Annotated in this window: 20 protein-coding genes, 1 tRNA gene and 1 pseudogene; 9 read left to right on the top strand and 13 right to left on the bottom strand. The window is 69.6% G+C overall.

The features are described 5' to 3' along the window. Positions 1-115: 115 nt before the first annotated feature. The 6 genes from rsmG to rpmH form a co-directional block, all read right to left on the bottom strand. Positions 116-832 (bottom strand): 16S rRNA (guanine(527)-N(7))-methyltransferase RsmG, encoded by a 717-nt coding sequence (gene rsmG, locus FRZ03_RS32795; protein WP_146468709.1) that lies wholly within the window; start codon positions 830-832, stop codon positions 116-118. Positions 833-949: 117 nt separating this feature from the next. Further along, positions 950-1,462 (bottom strand): Jag family protein, encoded by a 513-nt coding sequence (locus FRZ03_RS32790; RefSeq protein WP_146468708.1) that lies wholly within the window; start codon positions 1,460-1,462, stop codon positions 950-952. 15 nt (positions 1,463-1,477) lie between these two features. Further along, positions 1,478-2,776 carry a membrane protein insertase YidC gene (gene yidC / locus FRZ03_RS32785; protein WP_146468707.1) on the bottom strand — a complete coding sequence of 433 codons (1,299 nt, stop codon included), beginning with the start codon at positions 2,774-2,776 and terminating at the stop codon, positions 1,478-1,480. Positions 2,777-2,779: 3 nt separating this feature from the next. Continuing rightward, the gene (yidD, locus tag FRZ03_RS32780; protein WP_146468706.1) at positions 2,780-3,154 is read right to left on the bottom strand and encodes a membrane protein insertion efficiency factor YidD; all 375 of its coding nucleotides are present in this window, start codon (positions 3,152-3,154) and stop codon (positions 2,780-2,782) included. Continuing rightward, positions 3,151-3,522: a ribonuclease P protein component gene (rnpA, locus tag FRZ03_RS32775; RefSeq protein WP_071828733.1), complete on the bottom strand. Its 372-nt coding sequence runs from the start codon at positions 3,520-3,522 to the stop codon at positions 3,151-3,153. Before rnpA ends, yidD begins: the two co-directional genes overlap by 4 nt. Positions 3,523-3,543: 21 nt before the next feature. Next, a complete protein-coding gene (rpmH, locus tag FRZ03_RS32770) occupies positions 3,544-3,681 on the bottom strand; it encodes a 50S ribosomal protein L34 (RefSeq protein ID WP_003956500.1) in 138 nt (45 codons plus the stop codon). A 395-nt stretch (positions 3,682-4,076) separates the two neighbouring features. On the opposite strand from rpmH, the gene dnaA reads away from it, so the two are divergent. The 9 genes from dnaA (at position 4,077) to FRZ03_RS32720 (ending at position 17,033) form a co-directional block, all read left to right on the top strand. Next, positions 4,077-6,053: a chromosomal replication initiator protein DnaA gene (gene dnaA, locus FRZ03_RS32765; protein WP_146468705.1), complete on the top strand. Its 1,977-nt coding sequence runs from the start codon at positions 4,077-4,079 to the stop codon at positions 6,051-6,053. Positions 6,054-7,117: 1,064 nt separating this feature from the next. Beyond that, on the top strand, positions 7,118-8,248 hold the full coding sequence (gene dnaN, locus FRZ03_RS32755; protein WP_070028856.1) for a DNA polymerase III subunit beta: 1,131 nt from the start codon (positions 7,118-7,120) through the stop codon (positions 8,246-8,248). Between the two features lie 213 nt (positions 8,249-8,461). Continuing rightward, the gene (gene gnd / locus FRZ03_RS32750) at positions 8,462-9,340 is read left to right on the top strand and encodes a phosphogluconate dehydrogenase (NAD(+)-dependent, decarboxylating) (RefSeq protein WP_146468703.1); all 879 of its coding nucleotides are present in this window, start codon (positions 8,462-8,464) and stop codon (positions 9,338-9,340) included. A gap of 30 nt (positions 9,341-9,370) precedes the next feature. After that, positions 9,371-10,492: a DNA replication/repair protein RecF gene (recF, locus tag FRZ03_RS32745; RefSeq protein WP_146468702.1), complete on the top strand. Its 1,122-nt coding sequence runs from the start codon at positions 9,371-9,373 to the stop codon at positions 10,490-10,492. Continuing rightward, a complete protein-coding gene (locus FRZ03_RS32740) occupies positions 10,489-11,025 on the top strand; it encodes a DciA family protein (protein WP_146468701.1) in 537 nt (178 codons plus the stop codon). The genes recF and FRZ03_RS32740 overlap by 4 nt, the downstream gene beginning before the upstream one ends. A 385-nt stretch (positions 11,026-11,410) precedes the next feature. Next, positions 11,411-13,483, top strand: a complete 2,073-nt coding sequence (gene gyrB, locus FRZ03_RS32735; protein ID WP_146468700.1) for a DNA topoisomerase (ATP-hydrolyzing) subunit B — start codon at positions 11,411-11,413, stop codon at positions 13,481-13,483. A 42-nt stretch (positions 13,484-13,525) separates the two neighbouring features. After that, positions 13,526-16,120, top strand: a complete 2,595-nt coding sequence (gene gyrA / locus FRZ03_RS32730) for a DNA gyrase subunit A (protein WP_146468699.1) — start codon at positions 13,526-13,528, stop codon at positions 16,118-16,120. 19 nt (positions 16,121-16,139) lie between these two features. Next, on the top strand, positions 16,140-16,868 hold the full coding sequence (locus tag FRZ03_RS32725; RefSeq protein ID WP_146468698.1) for a DUF3566 domain-containing protein: 729 nt from the start codon (positions 16,140-16,142) through the stop codon (positions 16,866-16,868). Positions 16,869-16,956: 88 nt separating this feature from the next. Next, positions 16,957-17,033 (top strand) — tRNA-Ile (locus FRZ03_RS32720). A 55-nt stretch (positions 17,034-17,088) separates the two neighbouring features. Here FRZ03_RS32720 and FRZ03_RS32715 read toward each other — a convergent pair. From FRZ03_RS32715 to FRZ03_RS32690, 7 genes and pseudogenes are all read right to left on the bottom strand, one after another. Beyond that, positions 17,089-18,246, bottom strand: coding sequence for a site-specific integrase (locus FRZ03_RS32715; protein ID WP_146468697.1), 1,158 nt, complete (start codon positions 18,244-18,246; stop codon positions 17,089-17,091). Further along, the gene (locus FRZ03_RS32710; protein WP_070028864.1) at positions 18,246-18,434 is read right to left on the bottom strand and encodes a helix-turn-helix domain-containing protein; all 189 of its coding nucleotides are present in this window, start codon (positions 18,432-18,434) and stop codon (positions 18,246-18,248) included. Before FRZ03_RS32710 ends, FRZ03_RS32715 begins: the two co-directional genes overlap by 1 nt. Continuing rightward, a complete protein-coding gene (gene repSA / locus FRZ03_RS32705; RefSeq protein WP_146468696.1) occupies positions 18,431-19,822 on the bottom strand; it encodes a replication initiator protein RepSA in 1,392 nt (463 codons plus the stop codon). The genes FRZ03_RS32710 and repSA overlap by 4 nt, the downstream gene beginning before the upstream one ends. Next, positions 19,819-19,989 carry a hypothetical protein gene (locus tag FRZ03_RS39550; protein WP_186785749.1) on the bottom strand — a complete coding sequence of 57 codons (171 nt, stop codon included), beginning with the start codon at positions 19,987-19,989 and terminating at the stop codon, positions 19,819-19,821. Before FRZ03_RS39550 ends, repSA begins: the two co-directional genes overlap by 4 nt. Positions 19,990-19,992: 3 nt before the next feature. Further along, positions 19,993-20,175 carry a hypothetical protein gene (locus FRZ03_RS32700; protein WP_146468695.1) on the bottom strand — a complete coding sequence of 61 codons (183 nt, stop codon included), beginning with the start codon at positions 20,173-20,175 and terminating at the stop codon, positions 19,993-19,995. Positions 20,176-20,270: 95 nt separating this feature from the next. Next, on the bottom strand, positions 20,271-20,507 hold the full coding sequence (locus FRZ03_RS32695; RefSeq protein WP_146468694.1) for a hypothetical protein: 237 nt from the start codon (positions 20,505-20,507) through the stop codon (positions 20,271-20,273). A gap of 1 nt (position 20,508) precedes the next feature. After that, positions 20,509-20,715: pseudogene (locus FRZ03_RS32690) on the bottom strand (SpdD protein); the annotation flags it as partial.

Raw genomic sequence — 20,715 nt, 5'->3', positions numbered from 1 at the left:
CGTGCAGCAGTGAGCGACGTTTCACGTGAAACACGATGCAGCGCCCCGGCGATCGGGACTCCGCGACACTCCGACCGCACGGGCTCGGCAGCTTGTGTGGAGTACGCCGGTCGGCTCAGCGACGTCGGCGGGCGCGACCCGTGCGGGCGGCCTTCGCCCGCTTGGCGGCGAAGCGAACACCGCCGGGGCTCTCCCCTACCTCCACCCGGACCACTGTCGACATCGGATCGACGATGCCCTCGCCCACATGGAGGATCGAGGTCTCCACCGCACCGAGCTTGCTGAGCGCGGTGGCCGCCGCCTTCAGCTCCTCCTCCGCCGTGTCGCCCTTGAGGGCCAGCATCTCGCCGTACGGGCGCAGCAGCGGGATGCCCCACGTGGCCAGACGGTCCAGCGGGGCCACGGCCCGGGCGGTCACCACATGGACCGGCGGCAGCTTGCCGAGGACCTCCTCGGCGCGCCCCCGCACCACGGTGACATGGTCCAGGCCGAGCAGCTCGACCACCTCGGTGAGGAAATTGGTGCGCCGCAGCAGGGGCTCCAGCAGGGTGATGTTGAGGTCGTCGCGGACCAGCGCCAGCGGGATGCCCGGCAGACCGGCGCCGGAGCCGACGTCGCAGACCGTCACCCCCTCGGGAACGGCCTCGGAGAGCACCGCACAGTTCAGAATGTGCCGCTCCCACAGGCGGGGCACTTCCCGCGGGCCGATCAGGCCGCGCTGCACGCCCGCCTCGGCGAGCAGTTCCGCGTAGCGCACCGCATCGGCGAAGCGATCACCGAACACTTCGCGCGCCTGCTCGGGCGCGGGGGGAAGCTCCGCTGCCTCCGTCACGGGGACCGTCCTTCCGTACAGCGCCGGTGCTTCGCGCACCGGCCACCAGAACTACCAGGCTGACAAAGTTCGGCCCCGCCTGCTCAACAGACGGGGCCGGTGTAACAAGGGGACCGATCAGGCGGGCAGCACGACGACGAAGCGCTGCGGCTCCTCGCCCTCGGACTCGCTGCGCAGTCCGGCGGCCTTGACCGCGTCGTGCACGACCTTGCGCTCGAACGGGGTCATGGGCCGGAGCTTCACGGGCTCGCCGGAGCTCTTCACATCGGCGGCGGCCTGAGCGCCCAGCTCGGACAGCTCGGCCCGCTTCTGGGCCCGGTACCCGGCGATGTCCAGCATCAGCCGGCTGCGGTCACCGGTCTCCCGGTGCACGGCCAGACGCGTCAGCTCCTGCAGCGCCTCCAGCACCTCGCCGTCGCGACCGACCAGCTTCTGCAGATCACGGCTGCCGCTGTCGCTGATGATCGACACGGAGGCACGATCGGCCTCGACGTCCATGTCGATGTCGCCGTCGAGGTCGGCGATGTCCAGCAGACCCTCCAGGTAGTCCGCCGCGATCTCGCCCTCCTGCTCCAGGCGGGTGAGGGCGTCTACACCCTCGGCAGCGGCGGAGGTGGTGCCTTCCGTCACGGGCTGGGCTCCTTCTTACTTCTTGGACGGGGACTTGGGCCGCTGCGAGCCGCCCTTGCGCTGGCCGCTCTGGGCCTTGCTGCGGGCGCCCGTGCCGGGCTTCGAGGCCTGCCGGGCAGCGGCGGGCTTGCTGTCCTGCGGCTGGTCGGAATTCTCCTGCGACTCTTCCTCGTCGGACTTCTCCGACGAAGAGGAGTCGCCCGCCGGCTTGGCCGCGCCGGACTGGCGCTGGGCCTTGGTCTGGCGCTTGGGCTGCTGGCGCCGGGCGGGGGTGCCCGTGGCGGTGGTGGTCGTACCGTCCTCGGTCTGCGCCTCGGCCTGGGCCACGCTCTTCGTCACGGTGCCGTCCGCCTGGGCGGCGAGGCCGGCCTTGTTCAGGGCGTTGATGAACTTGCGCTCGAACTCGTTGCGCTCGCGGCCCTTGGCGACGATGGCCTTGATGATCGCCTTCTCGCTGCGGCGGCCGACCTTGCCGTGGTGCGTGACGTGCTTGGTCAGGCGCTCCAGGTAGGCGGCCTGGGCCTTGGAGCCCGGGGTCGGGTTGTTGCGGATGACGTACATCTGCTGACCCATGGTCCACACGTTGGTGGTCAGCCAGTAGATGAGGACACCGACCGGGAAGCGGATGCCGAAGAAGGCGAACATGATCGGGAAGACGTACATCAGCATCTTCTGCTGCTGCATGAACGGCGTCTTCACCGTGGTGTCGACGTTCTTCGTCATCAGCTGGCGCTGCGTGTAGAACTGCGACGCCGACATCAGGACGATCATGACCGCGGTGACGACACGGACGTCGGTGAGCGAGGCACCGAGCTTCTGCACCGTGTCGGCGCCGTCGAGGAACTTCGCGGCCAGCGGGGCCCCGAAGATGTGTGCCTTACGGGCGCTGGCCAGCAGGTCGGCGTTGATGTAGCCGATCTTGGTGCCGGACGCGATGCCGTTGAGCACGTGGTACAGGGCGAAGAAGAACGGGGACTGCGCCAGGATGGGAAGGCACGAGGAGAGCGGGTTGGTGCCCGCCTCCTTGTACAGCTTCATCATCTCTTCGGACTGACGCTGCTTGTCGTTCTTGTAGCGCTCCTGGATCTTCTTCATCTCCGGCTGGAGCGTCTGCATCGCGCGTGTCGCCTTGATCTGCTTCACGAAAAGCGGGATCAGGCAGATGCGGATCAGAATCACCAGGGACACGATGGACAGGCCCCAGGCCCACCCGGTGTCAGGTCCGAAGATCGCTCCGTACACCGTGTGGAACTGAACGATGACCCAGGAGACGGGCCAGGTGATGAAACTGAACAGGCTGGCAATCGTGTCCACTAATCATGCTCCTTGGGCATGGGACGAGGTCTCTGCGGCCGGGCTTGGAGGAAGGTCGGAGAGGGAATTCTCCGGCCTCTCTTCGGTGGCCGGTTCGGCGGCGGAGGACCCGCCCCTGCGTGTGCGCCAGGCGTCGCGCAACATTTCGTGCCACCGCGGACGCTTGCGCGGCGGAACATGGTCCACCCCGCCCAGCGACCACGGATTGCACCGGAGGATGCGCCAGGCGGTGAGTGCCGTGCCCTTGATCGCACCATGCCGGTCGATGGCCGTGTAGCCGTAATGGGAGCACGACGGGTAGTACTTGCACACCGGCCCCAGCAGTGGACTGATCGTCCACTGGTACAGCTTGATCAGAGCCAGCAGCGGGTACTTCATCGCGTGCCCCCTCCCAGCAGCCGCCCTACGGCGGCGTCCAGGTCTTGGGCCAGCTGTGCATGGTCGGCGTCGCCCGCTCCGGGCAGCGCTCGTACGACTACCAGGCTACCGGGGGGAAACAGGTCGACTCGGTCACGCATCAGATGACGCAGTCTGCGCTTCACTTTGTTGCGCACGACCGCGCCACCCACGGCCTTGCTCACGACGAAACCCGCACGCGTCGGAGGAGCGCTCTCCCCAGGCGCGTGCGGGTCCGTGGCACCGCTACGAAGGTGGACGACGAGGGTCGGGCGGCCTGCCCGGCGCCCCCGTCGTACCGCGGTCGCGAAGTCCTCGCGCCGCCTCAGCCGGTTCTCGGTGGGCAGCACGATGTCATGACCTGACCGGGATCAGGCGGACAGACGGGCGCGACCCTTGCTACGGCGGGACGCGAGAATCGCGCGGCCGGCACGGGTGCGCATACGCAGCCGGAAGCCGTGGGTCTTCGCGCGACGACGGTTGTTCGGCTGGAAGGTGCGCTTGCTCACTCGGGGGCTCCAGAAAGAATCGGTAGTTGGCGGGGTGCCGTCCTGGCTGTCACCGTGCGCCCACGAGTAGCTCGCTTCACGCCCGAGTGCACCGCTTCCCGATCACCTGACGTGATCTGTGCCCATCGGAGGCAGGCGGCAGCAGCCATCGACAACTCGACCTGGTTACGGTACGCGGGGCTACGCCATTCGGTCAAACCGGGGGCGCCGGGGGACACTGTCCACAGGCTGGGGACAACAACTTGAACCGTACCGGCCACGCTGACTACCGTGGCTGGACTCCGATTCGTTCTTTTGTCCCCCGCCCCGGCGGGTTTGCCCCGCCGACCACCCGACATTCACCCCGACCCGTCCCGCGATCACACTTTCGTGGGACCTGCGAGAGAGCGTGCCCTGTGGCTGACGTACCTGCCGATCTTGCCGCAGTGTGGCCACGCGTACTGGAGCAGCTCCTCGGAGAGGGCCGCGGACAGGGTGTGGAGGCGAAGGACGAGCACTGGATCCGGCGCTGCCAGCCGCTCGCGCTGGTCGCGGACACCGCCCTGCTCGCCGTGCCGAACGAATTCGCGAAGGGCGTACTGGAGGGCCGTCTCGCGCCGGTCGTCAGCGAGACGCTGAGCCGGGAGTGCGGCCGCCCCATCCGCATCGCGATCACCGTGGACGACTCCGCGGGCGAGCCGCCGGCCCCGGCCGCGCCGCCCGCCCAGCAGCCGTCCCCGCCGCGCTACGAGGAGCCGGAGCTGCCCTCCGGACCGCCGTCCTACGAGGGCTACGGCCGGCACCGCGCGGACCAGCACCCGGGCGGCGAGCCGCCGTCCCGCGCCGACCAGCTGCCCACCGTGCGGCCCGCCTACCCCTCCGAGTACCAGCGCCCCGAACCCGGCGCCTGGCCGCGCGGCGGGCAGGACGAGTACGGCTGGCAGCAGCAGCGGCTCGGCTTCCCCGAGCGCGACCCGTACGCCTCGCCGTCCTCCCAGGACCCCTACGGGACCGGCCACGACTACCGCTCGCCGGGCATGGACCGCCCGTCGTACGACCAGCAGCGCGGGGAGTACGAGCCGTCCCGCCCGGACCGCGACGCCCCGCGGACCGAGTACGGCAAGCCGCGCTCCGAGTACGACCGTTCCGACTACGACCGTTCCGAGTACGACCGCGCGGACTACGACGCCCCGCGGACCGAGTACGACCAGCGCGACCCCGTCCGCCGGGAGCCGCCCGAGCGGCCGATGGGCGGCGACGCGGGGCACCGGGGCGGACCCGGACGGCCGGACGGCGCATCGACGGGCGCGCCCGGACCGCTGGCCGCGAAGCCCGCGCCCGCGAGCGGCCCCGGGGAGCCGACGGCACGGCTGAACCCGAAGTACCTCTTCGACACGTTCGTCATCGGCGCCTCCAACCGGTTCGCGCACGCGGCCGCGGTGGCGGTCGCCGAGGCGCCGGCGAAGGCGTACAACCCGCTGTTCATCTACGGGGAGTCGGGGCTCGGCAAGACCCATCTGCTGCACGCCATCGGGCACTACGCGCGCAGTCTCTACCCGGGCACGCGCGTGCGGTACGTCAGCTCGGAGGAGTTCACCAACGAGTTCATCAACTCGATCCGGGACGGCAAGGGCGACAGTTTCCGCAAGCGCTACCGCGAGATGGACATCCTGCTCGTCGACGACATCCAGTTCCTGGCGGACAAGGAGTCGACGCAGGAGGAGTTCTTCCACACCTTCAACACGCTCCACAACGCCAACAAGCAGATCGTGCTGTCCAGCGACCGGCCGCCCAAGCAGCTGGTCACGCTGGAGGACCGGCTGCGCAACCGCTTCGAGTGGGGCCTGATCACCGACGTGCAGCCGCCCGAACTGGAGACGCGGATCGCGATCCTGCGCAAGAAGGCGGTGCAGGAGCAGCTCAACGCGCCGCCGGAGGTGCTGGAGTTCATCGCGTCCCGGATCTCGCGGAACATCCGTGAGCTGGAGGGCGCGCTGATCCGGGTGACGGCGTTCGCCTCGCTCAACCGGCAGCCGGTGGACCTGGGGCTCACCGAGATCGTGCTCAAGGACCTGATCCCGGGCGGGGAGGACTCCGCGCCCGAGATCACGGCCACGGCGATCATGGCGGCCACGGCGGACTACTTCGGGCTGACCGTGGAGGACCTGTGCGGGACCTCCCGGGGGCGGGCACTGGTGACCGCCCGGCAGATCGCGATGTACCTGTGCCGGGAGCTGACGGACCTGTCGCTGCCGAAGATCGGCGCGCAGTTCGGGGGCCGGGACCACACGACCGTCATGCACGCCGACCGGAAGATTCGGGCGCTGATGGCGGAGCGGCGGTCCATCTACAACCAGGTGACGGAGCTGACCAACCGCATCAAGAACGGCTAGCGGCCGCCGGCGCCGGTCCTGACCGGCTTTCGAGGGCGTCTCCGGGACGGTTGTCCCGGACACGCCCTTCGGCATGTACGGGCCCGATCCGGGGCCTGGTGCGGTGTGCTGCGGGCCTGGTGCGGCTTCGTGGGCGCCCGGCTGCGCTCCGCGGGCGTCGACGGGACCCGTGGGCGTCGATGCCCTGCCTCGGGCGCCTGGGTGCCGTCGTCGGCCGGGGGCGGAGACGCCCGATCGGCGCCGGCGGAGAGCCTGCACGGCCCGGCGCGCGCCTTTGGCCGGTGGACCCGGCGTCGGCCCGTGTTCGATTTGAGGGCCGGGTTACGGCCTGTCTCCACAGATTCGGCGACTTTCTCTCTTCCACATCCTGGGGACCGCGAAGTTGTCCCGAGGTGTGTCCACAGGGAGGCTGGGGGTTGTGCGTCCTCGCAGCTCAGAGGGTTGTGGATTCGTGGACGAAAGAGATCCACAGGCTGTGGACGAAGCGGGGATCCACAGGCTGTGCAGAAAGTTGTCCACCGGCAACCCACAGGCTGGGGGCGGTTGTCCCCAGTCTCGCGCCGCTTCTCCACATGGCTGTCCACTGTTCGGCAACCCGCCCCACCCTCTCACCGCGTCGAGTGAAAGCCGTCACACGAAGCTGCCGGGTTGGGGTGTGGGAAACCTGGGTATTCCTGGGGACACAGCTGGGGAGAACTGCCCTCAGCCTGTGGGCGGTGTGTGCAGAACTTTCCGTTCTCCACAGCCGGCCCCGGTTGTCCACCGCCTCCACCCACAGGGTCGGTGGACAAAAAACCCGCGCTGAGCTGGGCGAATGTGGTTATCCACGGTATCCACAGGCCCTACTACTACTCCCGACTAGAGAGAGCTCGGCAATCGTTTTGAAGCGGGGCCTGTGCACAACTCGCCGTCTCGGGCCCGGCTGCCTCCCGGAGCGACTTGACCCCGACGGGCACCTGCTGTCACTGCGGTGCGTCAGACTGGTCCCCGGTGTCCTGCCCTTCGCAGTGGGCGGTGACACCGAGTCGGAGGACTCAGAAGCAACAAGCAGGAGGCGGCTTACGGTGAAGATCCGGGTGGAACGCGACGTACTCGCGGAGGCAGTGGCCTGGGCGGCACGCAGCCTCCCGGCCCGTCCGCCGGCGCCTGTCCTCGCCGGCCTGCTGCTGAAGGCCGAGGACGGCCAGCTGAGCCTGTCGAGCTTCGACTACGAGGTGTCCGCTCGGGTGAGCGTCGACGCCGAGGTCGAGGAGGACGGCACCGTCCTGGTCTCCGGCCGGCTGCTCGCCGACATCTCCCGCGCGCTCCCCAACCGGCCGGTGGAGATTTCCACAGACGGTGTACGGGCGACCGTGGTCTGTGGATCGTCCCGGTTCACGCTGCACACCCTCCCGGTGGAGGAGTACCCGGCGCTGCCGCAGATGCCGAACGCGACCGGCACCGTCCCGGGCGAGGTCTTCGCGGCCGCCGTCTCCCAGGTGGCCATCGCCGCCGGCCGCGACGACACGCTGCCCGTGCTCACCGGTGTGCGCATCGAGATCGAGGGCGACACCGTCACCCTGGCCTCCACCGACCGCTACCGGTTCGCCGTCCGCGAGTTCCTGTGGAAGCCGGAGAACCCGGACGCGTCCGCGGTCGCCCTGGTGCCCGCCAAGACGCTGCTGGACACCGCGAAGTCGCTCGGCGCCGGGGACAGCGTGACGCTGGCCCTCTCGGGCTCCGGCGCCGGTGAGGGCCTGATCGGTTTCGAGGGCGCGGGCCGACGCACGACCACGCGGCTGCTCGAGGGCGACCTGCCGAAGTACCGGACGCTGTTCCCGACCGAGTTCAACTCGGTCGCGGTGATCGAGACGGCGCCGTTCGTGGAGGCCGTGAAGCGTGTGGCGCTGGTGGCCGAGCGGAACACCCCGGTGCGCCTGAGCTTCGAGCAGGGCGTGCTGATCCTGGAGGCCGGCTCCAGCGACGACGCACAGGCCGTGGAGCGGGTCGACGCGCAGCTGGAGGGCGACGACATCTCGATCGCCTTCAACCCGACGTTCCTGCTGGACGGCCTGAGCGCGATCGACTCCCCGGTGGCGCAGCTGTCGTTCACCACGTCCACGAAGCCGGCGCTGCTCAGCGGCAAGCCCGCGGTGGACGCGGAGGCCGACGAGGCGTACAAGTACCTGATCATGCCGGTGCGGCTCAGCGGCTGACGGTTTTCCACAGCTGTGCACGGTGCCGGGCGCCTTCTGTGGGCGCCCGGCACCGCGGCCGGATTGGGGTATTGCCGCACGTGGCGGGCGGTCGCAGCGGCCGTCGCCGGATGAGCGCCCGAGCCCACAGCTGTGCGCCGAAGGGTCGGTTTAGGCTCTGGGCGGCACGTCCCGTGCCCCTCACGCCACCAGCGACCCTAAGGAACACAACTGATGGAGCTCGGTCTCGTCGGCCTCGGCAAGATGGGCGGCAACATGCGCGAGCGGATCCGCCGCGCGGGCCACACCGTCATCGGATACGACCGCAACCCCGATCTCGCGGACGTCCACAGCCTGGAAGAGCTGGTGGGCAAGCTCAGCGGTCCGCGGGTGGTCTGGGTGATGGTCCCGGCCGGCGCGCCCACCCAGTCGACCATCGACCGGCTCGCCGAGCTGCTGGATCCGGGCGACGTGGTCGTGGACGGCGGCAACTCCCGCTGGACGGACGACGAGAAGCACGCCGCGGAGCTGGCCGCCAAGGGCATAGGCTTCGTGGACTGCGGCGTCTCCGGCGGCGTCTGGGGCCTGGAGAACGGGTACGCGCTGATGTACGGCGGCGACGCCGAGCACGTCGCCCGTGTGCAGCCGGTGTTCGACGCGCTCAAGCCGGAGGGCGACTTCGGTTCGGTGCACGCCGGCAAGGTCGGCGCGGGCCATTTCGCGAAGATGGTCCACAACGGCATCGAGTACGCCATGATGCAGGCCTACGCCGAGGGCTGGGAGCTGCTGGAGAAGGTGGACTCCGTCACGGACGTCCGCGAGGTCTTCCGCTCCTGGCAGGAGGGCACCGTCATCCGCTCCTGGCTGCTCGACCTCGCGGTCAACGCGCTGGACGAGGACGAGCACCTGGACGGCCTGCGCGGTTACGCCCAGGACTCCGGTGAGGGACGCTGGACCGTGGAGGCCGCGATCGACAACGCGGTGCCGCTGCCCGCGATCACCGCATCGCTGTTCGCGCGGTTCGCCTCCCGCCAGGAGGACTCGCCGCAGATGAAGATGATCGCCGCGCTGCGCAACCAGTTCGGCGGCCACGCCGTAGAGAAGAAGTCCTGAAAGAAGCAGGGAGGAGGTCGGCGCACGGTCATGCACGTCACGCATCTTTCGCTCGCCGACTTCCGCTCGTACGCCCGGGCCGAGGTGCCGCTCGACCCGGGCGTCACCGCCTTCGTCGGGCCCAACGGGCAGGGCAAGACCAACCTGGTGGAGGCGGTCGGCTATCTGGCGACGCTCGGCAGCCACCGCGTCGCCTCGGACGCGCCGCTGGTGCGGATGGGCGCCGAGCGGGCCGTGATCCGGGCGCAGGTCCGCCAGGGCGACCGGCAGCAGCTGATCGAGCTGGAGCTGAACCCGGGACGCGCCAACCGCGCCCGCATCAACCGGTCGTCGCAGGTCAGACCCCGCGATGTGCTGGGCGTCGTACGGACCGTGCTGTTCGCGCCCGAGGACCTCGCCCTGGTGAAGGGCGATCCGGGCGAGCGGCGCCGGTTCCTCGACGAGCTGATCACCGCGCGCTCGCCGCGGATGGCGGGCGTGCGCTCCGACTACGAGCGGGTGCTCAAGCAGCGCAACACGCTGCTGAAGTCCGCCGCGCTGGCCCGGCGGCACGGCGGGCGCTCCATGGACCTGTCCACGCTGGACGTGTGGGACCAGCATCTGGCGCGCGCCGGTGCCGAACTGCTCGCCCAGCGGCTCGACCTGATCGGCGCACTGCGGCCGCTGGCCGACAAGGCGTACGAGCAGCTGGCCCCCGGCGGCGGTCCCCTCGCGCTGGAGTACAAGCCGTCCGCGCCCGGCGAGGCCCACACCCGCGAGGACCTGTACGCCCAGCTGCTGGCCGCCCTGGCCGAGGCGCGCAAGCAGGAGATCGAGCGGGGTGTCACCCTGGTCGGCCCGCACCGGGACGACCTGATCCTGAAACTCGGTGAGCTGCCCGCCAAGGGGTACGCCTCGCACGGCGAGTCCTGGTCGTACGCCCTCGCCCTGCGCCTGGCCTCCTACGACCTGCTGCGCGCCGAGGGCAACGAGCCGGTGCTCGTCCTGGACGACGTCTTCGCCGAACTGGACGCCCGCCGCCGCGAGCGGCTGGCCGAGCTGGTGGCGCCCGGGGAGCAGGTGCTGGTCACCGCCGCGGTGGACGACGACGTGCCGCACGTGCTGACCGGGGCGCGCTACGCCGTCTCCGGCGGGGCGGTGGAACGCGTATGAGCGCCGAGCAGCACCCGCCCCGCAAGGGTGCCGAGCCCTCCGGTGTGGACCTCGCGCGCGTCGCGCTGCGCGCGGCCAAGGAGCAGGCCCGCGCGCGCGGTGACGCGGCGCGGCAGAAGAAGCAGGCCCGGCGGGGCGGCGGCCTGCGGTCCGGGGCGCGCGCCGACGGCCGTGACCCGATGGCGCTCGGCGCGGCGATCAACCGGCTGATCACCGAGCGCGGCTGGGAGACCCCGGCGGCGGTGGGCGGGGTGATGGGCCGCTGGCCGCAGATCGTCGGCGAGGACCTGGCCAAGCACTGTGTGCCGCAGCGTTACGACGAGGACGAGCGGGTGCTCACCGTGGGCTGCGACTCGACGGCCTGGGCGACCCAGCTGCGGCTGCTCGCGCCGGCGCTGGTCGCGCGGCTCAACCAGGACCTCGGCCATGGCGCGGTCCGGCTGATCAAGGTGCACGGCCCCGGCGGCCAGGCCCGCCGCTACGGCCCGCTGCGGGCCCCGGGAAGCACCGGGCCCGGCGATACCTACGGGTGATCCCGGGGTGACGTACCTCACGTCACCTGACTCTTCGTACCCCCTTTGGCCTGCGGGTTCACCGCCCGTGGGACCTTCCGTACGCAAGTGCGAGCGGCGTACTGACCCTGGAGTAGCCAAGGGTTGACGGCTCGAAGCTCTGAGTGCCGCTGTGAAGCTCTTGGAGCCCCCATCCGCATATCGGGACCCGGCCGAGACCGGTTCAGGGCGGCACATGGGGACTCAGGTACCGGCAAACCCCCATCGATGTCAGCGCTACCGGTAGACTGGAAGCCAATCCCGCCCCAACGTGGGGACCGCCCGGGAAAAGCTGAGCAACGCTGATCAAGGCTTACCAACGCAACATGCCGCAGCCGCTCCGGCAACCTGCCGACGAGCCCGGCTCGTGCTGTGCCAGAAAGGGCGCTTCGTGGCCGATTCCGGCAACCCCAACGAGAACATCCCGTCCACCGACGCCGGCGTGTCCGCCGAGGCCCCGGCTTCGGCAGCCTCGTACGACGCCAGCGCCATCACCGTGCTCGAAGGGCTGGACGCGGTCCGCAAGCGGCCCGGCATGTACATCGGCTCCACGGGCGAGCGCGGCCTGCACCACCTGGTGTACGAAGTCGTCGACAACTCGGTCGACGAGGCGCTGGCGGGTTACGCGACCTTCATCGACGTGACGATCCTCGCCGACGGCGGCGTCCGCGTCGTCGACAACGGCCGCGGCATCCCGGTCGGCATCGTGCCCTCCGAGGGCAAGCCGGCCCTGGAGGTCGTGCTGACCGTGCTGCACGCGGGCGGCAAGTTCGGCGGCGGCGGCTACGCCGTCTCCGGCGGTCTGCACGGCGTCGGCGTGTCCGTCGTGAACGCCCTGTCCGGCAAGGTCTCCGTCGAGGTCAAGACCGACGGGTACCGGTGGACGCAGGACTACAAGATGGGCGTGCCCACCGCCCCGCTGGCCCGGCACGAGCCCACCGAGGAGACCGGCACGTCGGTCACCTTCTGGGCCGACCCGGAGATCTTCGAGACCACCGAGTACTCCTTCGAGACGCTGTCCCGGCGCTTCCAGGAGATGGCCTTCCTCAACAAGGGCCTGAACATCAGGCTCACCGACGAGCGCGAGTCGGCGAAGGCCACCAGCGGCGCGGACGAGGCGGGCGCGGACGAGAAGGCCGAGGTCAAGTCGGTCACGTACCACTACGAGGGCGGCATCGTCGACTTCGTGAAGTACCTCAACTCCCGCAAGGGAGAGGTGGTGCACCCCACCATCATCGACCTGGAGGCGGAGGACAAGGACAAGAGCCTGTCCCTCGAGGTCGCGATGCAGTGGAACAGCGGCTACAGCGAGGGCGTGTACTCCTTCGCCAACATCATCCACACGCATGAGGGCGGCACCCACGAGGAGGGCTTCCGCGCCGCGCTGACGTCGCTGATCAACAAGTACGCGCGCGACAAGAAGCTGCTGCGCGACAAGGACGACAACCTCACCGGTGACGACATCCGCGAGGGCCTGACCGCGATCATCTCGGTCAAGCTCAGCGAGCCGCAGTTCGAGGGCCAGACCAAGACCAAGCTGGGCAACACGGAGGCCAAGACCTTCGTGCAGAAGGCGGTCTACGAGCACCTCAACGACTGGCTGGACCGCAACCCGAACGAGGCCGCGGACATCATCCGCAAGGGCATCCAGGCGGCCACCGCGCGCGTCGCGGCCCGCAAGGCGCGCGACCTCACCCGCCGCAAGGGCCTGCTGGAGACCGCGTCGCTGCCGGGCAAGCTGGCCGACTGCCAGTCCAACGACCCGGCCAAGTGCGAGATCTTCATCGTCGAGGGTGACTCCGCCGGCGGCTCGGCCAAGTCCGGCCGCAACCCGCAGTACCAGGCGATCCTCCCGATCCGCGGCAAGATCCTCAATGTCGAGAAGGCCCGGATCGACAAGATCCTGCAGAACCAGGAGATCCAGGCGCTGATCTCCGCCTTCGGCACCGGTGTGCACGAGGACTTCGACATCGAGAAGCTCCGCTATCACAAGATCATCCTGATGGCGGACGCCGACGTCGACGGCCAGCACATCAGCACCCTGCTGCTGACCTTCCTGTTCCGCTTCATGCGGCCGCTGGTCGAGGCCGGGCACGTGTACCTCTCCCGCCCGCCGCTCTACAAGATCAAGTGGGGCCGGGACGACGTCGAGTACGCGTACTCGGACCGCGAGCGCGACGCGCTGATCGAGATGGGGCGCCAGCGCGGCAAGCGCGTCCGCGAGGACTCCATCCAGCGCTTCAAGGGTCTCGGCGAGATGAACGCCGAGGAGCTGCGCGTGACCACCATGGACCAGGAGCATCGCGTGCTCGGTCAGGTCACCCTGGACGACGCCGCCCAGGCCGACGACCTGTTCTCGGTGCTGATGGGCGAGGACGTCGAGGCGCGCCGCCAGTTCATCCAGCGCAACGCCAAGGACGTCCGCTTCCTCGACATCTGAGTCGGTCTCAGCTGACCGCACAGGGAAGGATCTTCACCAGCAATGGCCGACGAGAACACTCCAGTCACCCCCGAAGAGGGCGGCGAACTCGCCATGCGTGTCGAGCCCGTCGGGCTCGAGACCGAGATGCAGCGCTCGTACCTGGACTACGCGATGTCCGTCATCGTGTCCCGTGCGCTGCCCGACGTCCGGGACGGCCTCAAGCCCGTCCACCGTCGTGTGCTCTACGCGATGTACGACGGCGGCTACCGCCCCGATCGCGGCTTCTACAAGTGCGCCCGTGTCGTCGGTGACGTCATGGGCAACTACCACCCGCACGGCGACTCCTCCATCTACGACGCCCTGGTGCGCCTCGCCCAGCCGTGGTCGATGCGGATGCCGCTGGTGGACTCCAACGGCAACTTCGGCTCGCCGGGCAACGACCCGGCGGCGGCGATGCGCTACACCGAGTGCAAGATGGCGCCGCTGTCGATGGAGATGGTCCGCGACATCGACGAGGAGACCGTCGACTTCACGGACAACTACGACGGCCGCTCCCAGGAGCCGACCGTCCTGCCGTCCCGCTTCCCGAACCTGCTGATCAACGGCTCGGCCGGCATCGCGGTCGGCATGGCGACCAACATCCCGCCGCACAACCTGCGCGAGGTCGCGGCCGGCGCCCAGTGGTACCTGGAGAACCCCGACGCCTCGCACGAGGAGCTGCTGGATGCGCTCATGGAGCGCATCAAGGGCCCCGACTTCCCGACCGGCGCGCTGGTGGTGGGCCGCAAGGGCATCGAGGAGGCGTACCGCACCGGGCGCGGCTCGATCACGATGCGCGCGGTGGTCGAGGTCGAGGAGATCCAGGGCCGCCAGTGCCTGGTGGTGACCGAGCTGCCGTACCAGGTGAACCCGGACAACCTGGCGCAGAAGATCGCCGACCTGGTGAAGGACGGCAGGATCGGCGGCATCGCGGACGTCCGCGACGAGACGTCCTCGCGCACCGGTCAGCGGCTGGTCATCGTCCTCAAGCGGGACGCGGTCGCCAAGGTCGTGCTGAACAACCTGTACAAGCACACCGACCTCCAGACGAACTTCGGCGCCAACATGCTGGCGCTGGTCGACGGCGTGCCGCGCACGCTGTCCCTGGACGCGTTCATCCGGCACTGGGTGACGCACCAGATCGAGGTCATCGTGCGCCGGACCCGGTTCCGGCTGCGCAAGGCCGAGGAGCGCGCGCACATCCTGCGCGGCCTGCTGAAGGCGCTGGACGCGATCGACGAGGTCATCGCGCTGATCCGGCGCAGCGAGACCGTCGACGTCGCGCGCACGGGCCTGATGGGCCTGCTGGAGATCGACGAGATCCAGGCGAACGCCATCCTCGAGATGCAGCTGCGGCGCCTGGCGGCCCTGGAGCGGCAGAAGATCGTCCAGGAGCACGACGAGCTCCAGGCGAAGATCAACGAGTACAACGCGATCCTGGCCTCCCCGGTGCGCCAGCGCGGCATCGTCGGCGAGGAGCTGGCCGCGATCGTCGAGAAGTACGGCGACGACCGCAAGACCAAGCTGATCCCGTACGAGGGCGACATGTCCATCGAGGACCTGATCGCCGAGGAGGACATCGTCGTCACCGTCACCCGCGGCGGTTACGTCAAGCGGACCAAGACGGACGACTACCGGGCGCAGAAGCGCGGCGGCAAGGGTGTGCGCGGCACGAAGCTGAAGGAAGACGACATCGTCGACCACTTCTTCGTCTCCACCACGCACCACTGGCTGCTGTTCTTCACCAACAAGGGCCGGGTGTACCGGGCCAAGGCGTACGAGCTGCCCGAGGCCGGCCGCGAGGCGCGCGGTCAGCACGTGGCGAACCTGCTGGCCTTCCAGCCGGACGAGGCGATCGCCGAGATCCTCGCCATCCGGGACTACGAGGCGGCGCCGTACCTGGTGCTGGCCACCAAGTCCGGTCTGGTCAAGAAGACGCCTCTGAAGGATTACGATTCGCCTCGCTCCGGCGGCGTGATCGCGATCAATCTGCGGGAGCGCGAGGACGGCGGCGACGACGAGCTGATCGGTGCCGAGCTGGTCTCCGCCGACGACGATCTGCTGCTGATCAGCAAGAAGGCACAGTCGATCCGGTTCACCGCCACGGACGAGTCCCTTCGCCCGATGGGCCGCGCCACCTCCGGCGTCAAGGGGATGAGTTTCCGCGAGGGCGACGAGCTTCTCTCGATGAATGTGGTGCGACCCGGTACGTTCGTGTTCACTGCCACGGACGGTGGGTACGCGAAGCGGACCGTCGTGGACGAGTACCGCGTCCAGGGCCGCGGTGGCCTCGGCATCAAGGCCGCCAAGATCGTGGAGGACCGCGGTTCGCTCGTCGGGGCGCTGGTCGTGGAGGAGACCGACGAGATCCTCGCGATCACCCTGTCCGGCGGTGTGATTCGCACGCGAGTCAACGAGGTCAGGGAGACGGGCCGTGACACCATGGGCGTCCAACTGATCAACCTGGGCAAGCGCGATGCCGTGGTCGGCATCGCACGTAACGCCGAGGCGGGGCGCGAGGCGGAGGAGGTCGACGGCGACGACGCCGCCGACATCGCCGCCGAGGACGTCCAGGCCACCGGCACGGACGAGGGTGAGGCGCCCTCGGCCGAGTAGGCACGAGGAGTGAGTCATCGTGAGCGGAGCCACGGGCGCCGGATCGGCCGGTACCTCCACGGGTACGGAGACGGACGGCGGCGGCCGTGGCTCCGCCGCGCACGGGGCGGGCGGGGAAACCGACCCGCACACGACCAACCTGAAGCCGGTGCGGGCGTCCGCGGCGGACGCCACCGGCTCGTCTGGACCCCAGGGGGGAACTGTGACGGACACCCGTGGCCCGGCCGCGGCCGGTGAGGCGCAGTCGTCGTCTCCGCTCCCCGGGGAGCGGCGCCCCGAGCAGGCGGGCGGGCCGTACCACCCGCCGCAGGCCTACCCGGCGGAGCCGCCGGCCGGCGCGGTACGACGGCCGCGCACCGGGGTGCGCACGGCACCGCGCACCCGCAAGGCGCGGCTGCGGGTGGCGAAGGCCGACCCGTGGTCGGTGATGAAGGTGAGCTTCCTGCTCTCCATCGCGCTCGGCATCTGCACCATCGTCGCCTCGGCGGTGCTGTGGATGGTCATGGACGCGATGGGCGTGTTCTCCACGGTCGGCGGGACGATCTCGGAGGCGACCGGCGCGAACGAGGCCACCGGCTTCGACCTCCAGTCCTTCCTCTCCCTCCCCCACGTCCTGACCTTCACGACGATCATCGCCGCGATCGACGTCGTCCTGGCCACCGCGCTGGCGACGCTCGGCGCCTTCATCTACAACCTCTCCGCGGGCTTCGTGGGCGGCATCGAGCTGACCCTCGCCGAGGACGAGTGAGGCCTGGCGACAACCGATTTTGGGACTGACGTGGTCGTGCGCTAATCTTCAGGAGTCAGCGCGCGGGACACACCCCGCAAAGCGCGGCGGGGCTATAGCTCAGTTGGTTAGAGCGCATCCCTGATAAGGATGAGGCCACAGGTTCAAATCCTGTTAGCCCCACCAGCGAGAAGACCCCCAGTCGATAGCGGCTGGGGGTCTTTGACATCCATGGCTGACATCAGCCGATGAGCGGGTCTTCCAGAAGTTCCGCAAGGAGCGCGACCGCTTCCCGCTCCTCGTCGCCCACCACGTGTGTGTAGACGTCCATGGTCATGCTGATCTGGCTGTGGCGCAGGATGGCTTGGGCGACCTTGGGGTGCACCTTCAGGAAGGCGAGCAGGGTGCCGCAGGTGTGCCGAGCAAGCCGGACCGTGATGCGGCGGACGCCGGCGCGCTTCACGAGGCGGTCGAAGGTCCGCGAGAAGCCCACCGGGTCGATCATGCCGCCGTGCTCCGAGGAGAAGATCAGGTCGTGGTCAGGCTCCTGCGACCAGTGCTCACCGGCGATCTTCCGTTCCAGCTCTTGCAGCTCCCGCCGCTCCTCCAGGGCGCGGGCGCAGAACTCGGGGAGAGGCAGCACCGCCTGTGAGGACTCGGTCTTGAGGTCCTTGAGGACAAGGCCGACGCCCTTGACGCGCTGCACCTGCTTGACCGGGGTGAAGTGGCGAGCGTCGAAGTCGATGTCCTGCCAGCGCAGGCCCAGCACCTCACTGCGACGGAGCCCCAGCACGAGGACCAGGACGCAGGCCGCGTAGAGGCGGTGGGCGCGGGACGCCCGCAGGAAGGCGACAGCCTCACGCGCGCTCCACGCCTTGCCCTTGTCCTTGCTCACCTTGGGCATGTCCACCAGGAGGGCGACGTTCCGCGTCAGGATCTCCTCATGGATGGCCCGGTTGAGGGCGTTGCGCAGCACCCGCAGCACCTCGAAGCGGGTGGCGGCCCCGACCTCCTCACGCTTCAGCGTGGCCATGAACGCACGGAGCTGCGCCGGCGTGAGCTTGGTCAACGGCTTCTTGGCCAGGTGTGGCAGGAGGTACAGCCTGATCTTGGACTCGTACTTGACGTAGGTGTTGTGCTCCCGTTCCGGCTTGACGATGTGCTCCAGCCAGTAGGCCAGCCACTCACCGAGCGTCCAGGCCCGCGAGGGCACCGGGATGCCGTTCCGCTCCTGCTCCTGGAGCTTGCCGAGCTTCTCGTTCGCCTCGTCCCAGGTCGCGCCGTAGACGTACTTCCGGACACGGTTGCCGTCCGTGTCGGTGACGTACGCGGCGCCCTGATAGCGACCGTCCTTGCGCTTGGTGATGGTGCCCCCACCGTTGGGGCGACGCTTGGCCATCAGGCAGCCTCACCGATCTGCCCCGTGATGAAGGCGCGCACCGCATCGGTGGGTATACGGCGGCAGCCGTCGACCTTGATGGACACCAGCCGGCGCGTGCGGATCAGGTCATAGACCTTGGTCCGGCCGACGTTGAGCCGTTCCATGACCTCGGGCACGGTCAGCAGTTCGGGCGTGGCGGTGGTCACTCGGTGACTCCTTCCAAGACGAGCAGGGTGGGTAGTTCCTCGCGGGCGATCTCGCGGTTGTGTTGGATGTCGCGGCGGATGTTGGCGGCGAGCCAGGATTCTCCGGGGGTGTGGCCGTGGCCGGCGTAGGTCCAGTGGGCGAGGGTGAGGGTGGTTGCTTCCTCGTCGTCGGGGTCGGGCAGGCCGAGGGCGGCTCGTTGCTGGGCGGCGCGGTAGTCGGCGCGGGTCTGGCGCAGGGCGCCGAGGGTGGTGGAGTAGCGGCGGGATTTGGTGGAGAAGTGGCCGCGGAAGCCGAGCATGTGGGCCCAGTCGCGGAGCTTGCGGTCCGGGTAGAGCGGGTGTAGGTCGAGGCACGCGGCGATGAGCCGGGCCGGGTGGTCGGGGATGCCGAGCAGGGCCAGGGCCTCTTTGTTGCCGATGCGGCGGTCGACGGTGCCGGTGGTCTCGGCTGCCTTGGTGGCGTACTTGGCGACGTAGGAGGCGACGGCCTGTTCGGTGATCTCCTGACCGTCGCCGAAGGCACGGATCGGCCGAACGTCGAGCTGGTCACCCCAGCGCAGGGTCCGGGCCGGTTGGTCACCGGACGGGGGCACGTCGACGGCGACGCGGGCGGCGGCGGCGCGGATGGCGTCGGTGAGGAGGTCAAGGGTGGCCCAGGCCGGCGGCGGGGTGTCGGGGCCCTCGGGGCCGTCGAAGCGGATCACGGCGTGGAAGTGGACGGCTCCGCGTTTCTGGTACTCGGCGACCTTGCCGAAGGAGATGCGGGAGGCTTCGCGGGCGGCTTTCTGGGTGAGGCCGGCGCGCTTGGCGATCTCTCGGCGCAGGTAGATCGTGAAGTAGCGCCACAGGTCGGAGGCGTGGTTGTTCCACAGCACGGCGCCCGCGTAGTCGTAGGTGTCCGGGTTGAGCGGGGTGCCCAGCTCGGGGGCGTCCTCGGGGTGGTGGGTGCCGCAGCGGCAGGGCCGGTTGCCGGGCCGATTATGGACCGGGCCGAACGACGGGGCGGTGAGGGTGGCGAAGACACGCGGGTGGTCGCGGATCGTGTCGGGGGTGCCTTTGGCGGGGTCGCCGACGAGGCCGGCGCGGATGAGGTGGTAGGTGTCCCCGGCGTAGGTCCAGGCGCAGGAGGGGCAGCGGGATGCCCGCCGGTTGCCGCAGGCCACGCGGAGGACGCCGCCGGGTTCGGTCACGGTGGAATAACAATGCAGCATCACACCACTGGTGGCGTCGCGGGTGACGGTCGAACCTTGCAGGTGGATGGGGTCGGAGCAGCCGCCGGTGCGGCGGATTTGGTCTTGGATGCGGTCGAAGCCGGTGGACCCGGCCAGCCTCAGCAGATCGTTGAGGGTGGCCGGGTCCAGGCCCGCCATGGTGGCGGTGTCGGTCACTTACCGTCCTCCTTGGACGGGTGGCGGTCCATCCACTCCTCGGCACACACCTTGTGGACGGGCTTGCCGCGGTCGGAGCGGAGCGGGGTGGGCTTGGTGCAGATCACGCACGGCTTGTCGCCGCTGTGGTCAAAGTGCTCGGGCGAGCGCCAGTCGAGGAGCGCCATCAGTCACCGCCCGACGTGGGTGAGGCCGGCGGCGGGGACGCGGTGGCCGGTGCCCTTGCAGGTCGGGCAGGTGACGGTGAGGGTGCCGCGGGTGCCGTCGGTGTGGCGGGTGCCGGTGGTGATGGCGGCGGTGGCGAAGCCGTCGCAGTCGCGGCAGACGGGCGTGTTCTGGGCGTGCTGGGGCATGATGGGGTCTCCCTTTCGGGTCCGTTGGATCTGGAATGGGGTGCAGGCGCCCGGAGCGGCGGAAGTTTGGCGACCGAGGCCGCTCCGGGGGCCGTTCAGCGGCGGCGGTTGCGACCGCGCGGGATGGGCGGGATGGAGTCGTAGGACTCCTGGCCGGCGCGGAAGTCGCTCAGGTCCGTGACGTCCTTGTCGTTGCCGACCTGCCGCATGATCCGGTTCATGGCCCTGGTGTCGCGGTGACGGCGGGCGATGGCGTACTCGCGGCCGAGTTCGACCATCTCCTCGTTGCGGGCGGGTTCCGGGGTGTTGCTCTTGCGGCTGAAGATGCCCATGTCAGCGCTTCCTTTCGGCGTTCAGCATCGAGCGGAGGACGACGGCGCACACGGCCACGGAGGTGGCGGTGATGGCGACCGCGAGAAGCATGGAGACCAGGACCGCGCCGACGACCAGGACCACGGCGGTGCCGCCGCCGACGAGGGCGAGCGTGCTGCCGGGGGTGAGCTGGATCGTGGGCCGGTTCGAGGCCGGAGCCGAGGCGAC

This window comes from Streptomyces misionensis (assembly GCF_007896895.1).
GTDB lineage: Bacteria > Actinomycetota > Actinomycetes > Streptomycetales > Streptomycetaceae > Streptomyces > Streptomyces misionensis_A.
Note: the sequence above shows the minus strand (reverse complement) of the source record. Positions and strands in the feature narration are given on the sequence as shown.

Excerpts from the sequence above, each read along its gene's own strand:
- recF (WP_146468702.1), top strand. The coding sequence starts at position 9,371 with ATGCACGTCACGCATCTTTCGCTCGCCGACTTCCGCTCGTACGCCCGG.
- FRZ03_RS32715 (WP_146468697.1), bottom strand. The coding sequence starts at position 18,246 with ATGGCCAAGCGTCGCCCCAACGGTGGGGGCACCATCACCAAGCGCAAG.
- yidD (WP_146468706.1), bottom strand. The coding sequence starts at position 3,154 with ATGAAGTACCCGCTGCTGGCTCTGATCAAGCTGTACCAGTGGACGATC.
- FRZ03_RS32695 (WP_146468694.1), bottom strand. The coding sequence starts at position 20,507 with ATGGGCATCTTCAGCCGCAAGAGCAACACCCCGGAACCCGCCCGCAAC.
- FRZ03_RS32700 (WP_146468695.1), bottom strand. The coding sequence starts at position 20,175 with ATGCCCCAGCACGCCCAGAACACGCCCGTCTGCCGCGACTGCGACGGC.
- gnd (WP_146468703.1), top strand. The coding sequence starts at position 8,462 with ATGGAGCTCGGTCTCGTCGGCCTCGGCAAGATGGGCGGCAACATGCGC.
- gyrA (WP_146468699.1), top strand. The coding sequence starts at position 13,526 with ATGGCCGACGAGAACACTCCAGTCACCCCCGAAGAGGGCGGCGAACTC.
- FRZ03_RS32740 (WP_146468701.1), top strand. The coding sequence starts at position 10,489 with ATGAGCGCCGAGCAGCACCCGCCCCGCAAGGGTGCCGAGCCCTCCGGT.
- FRZ03_RS39550 (WP_186785749.1), bottom strand. The coding sequence starts at position 19,989 with ATGGCGCTCCTCGACTGGCGCTCGCCCGAGCACTTTGACCACAGCGGC.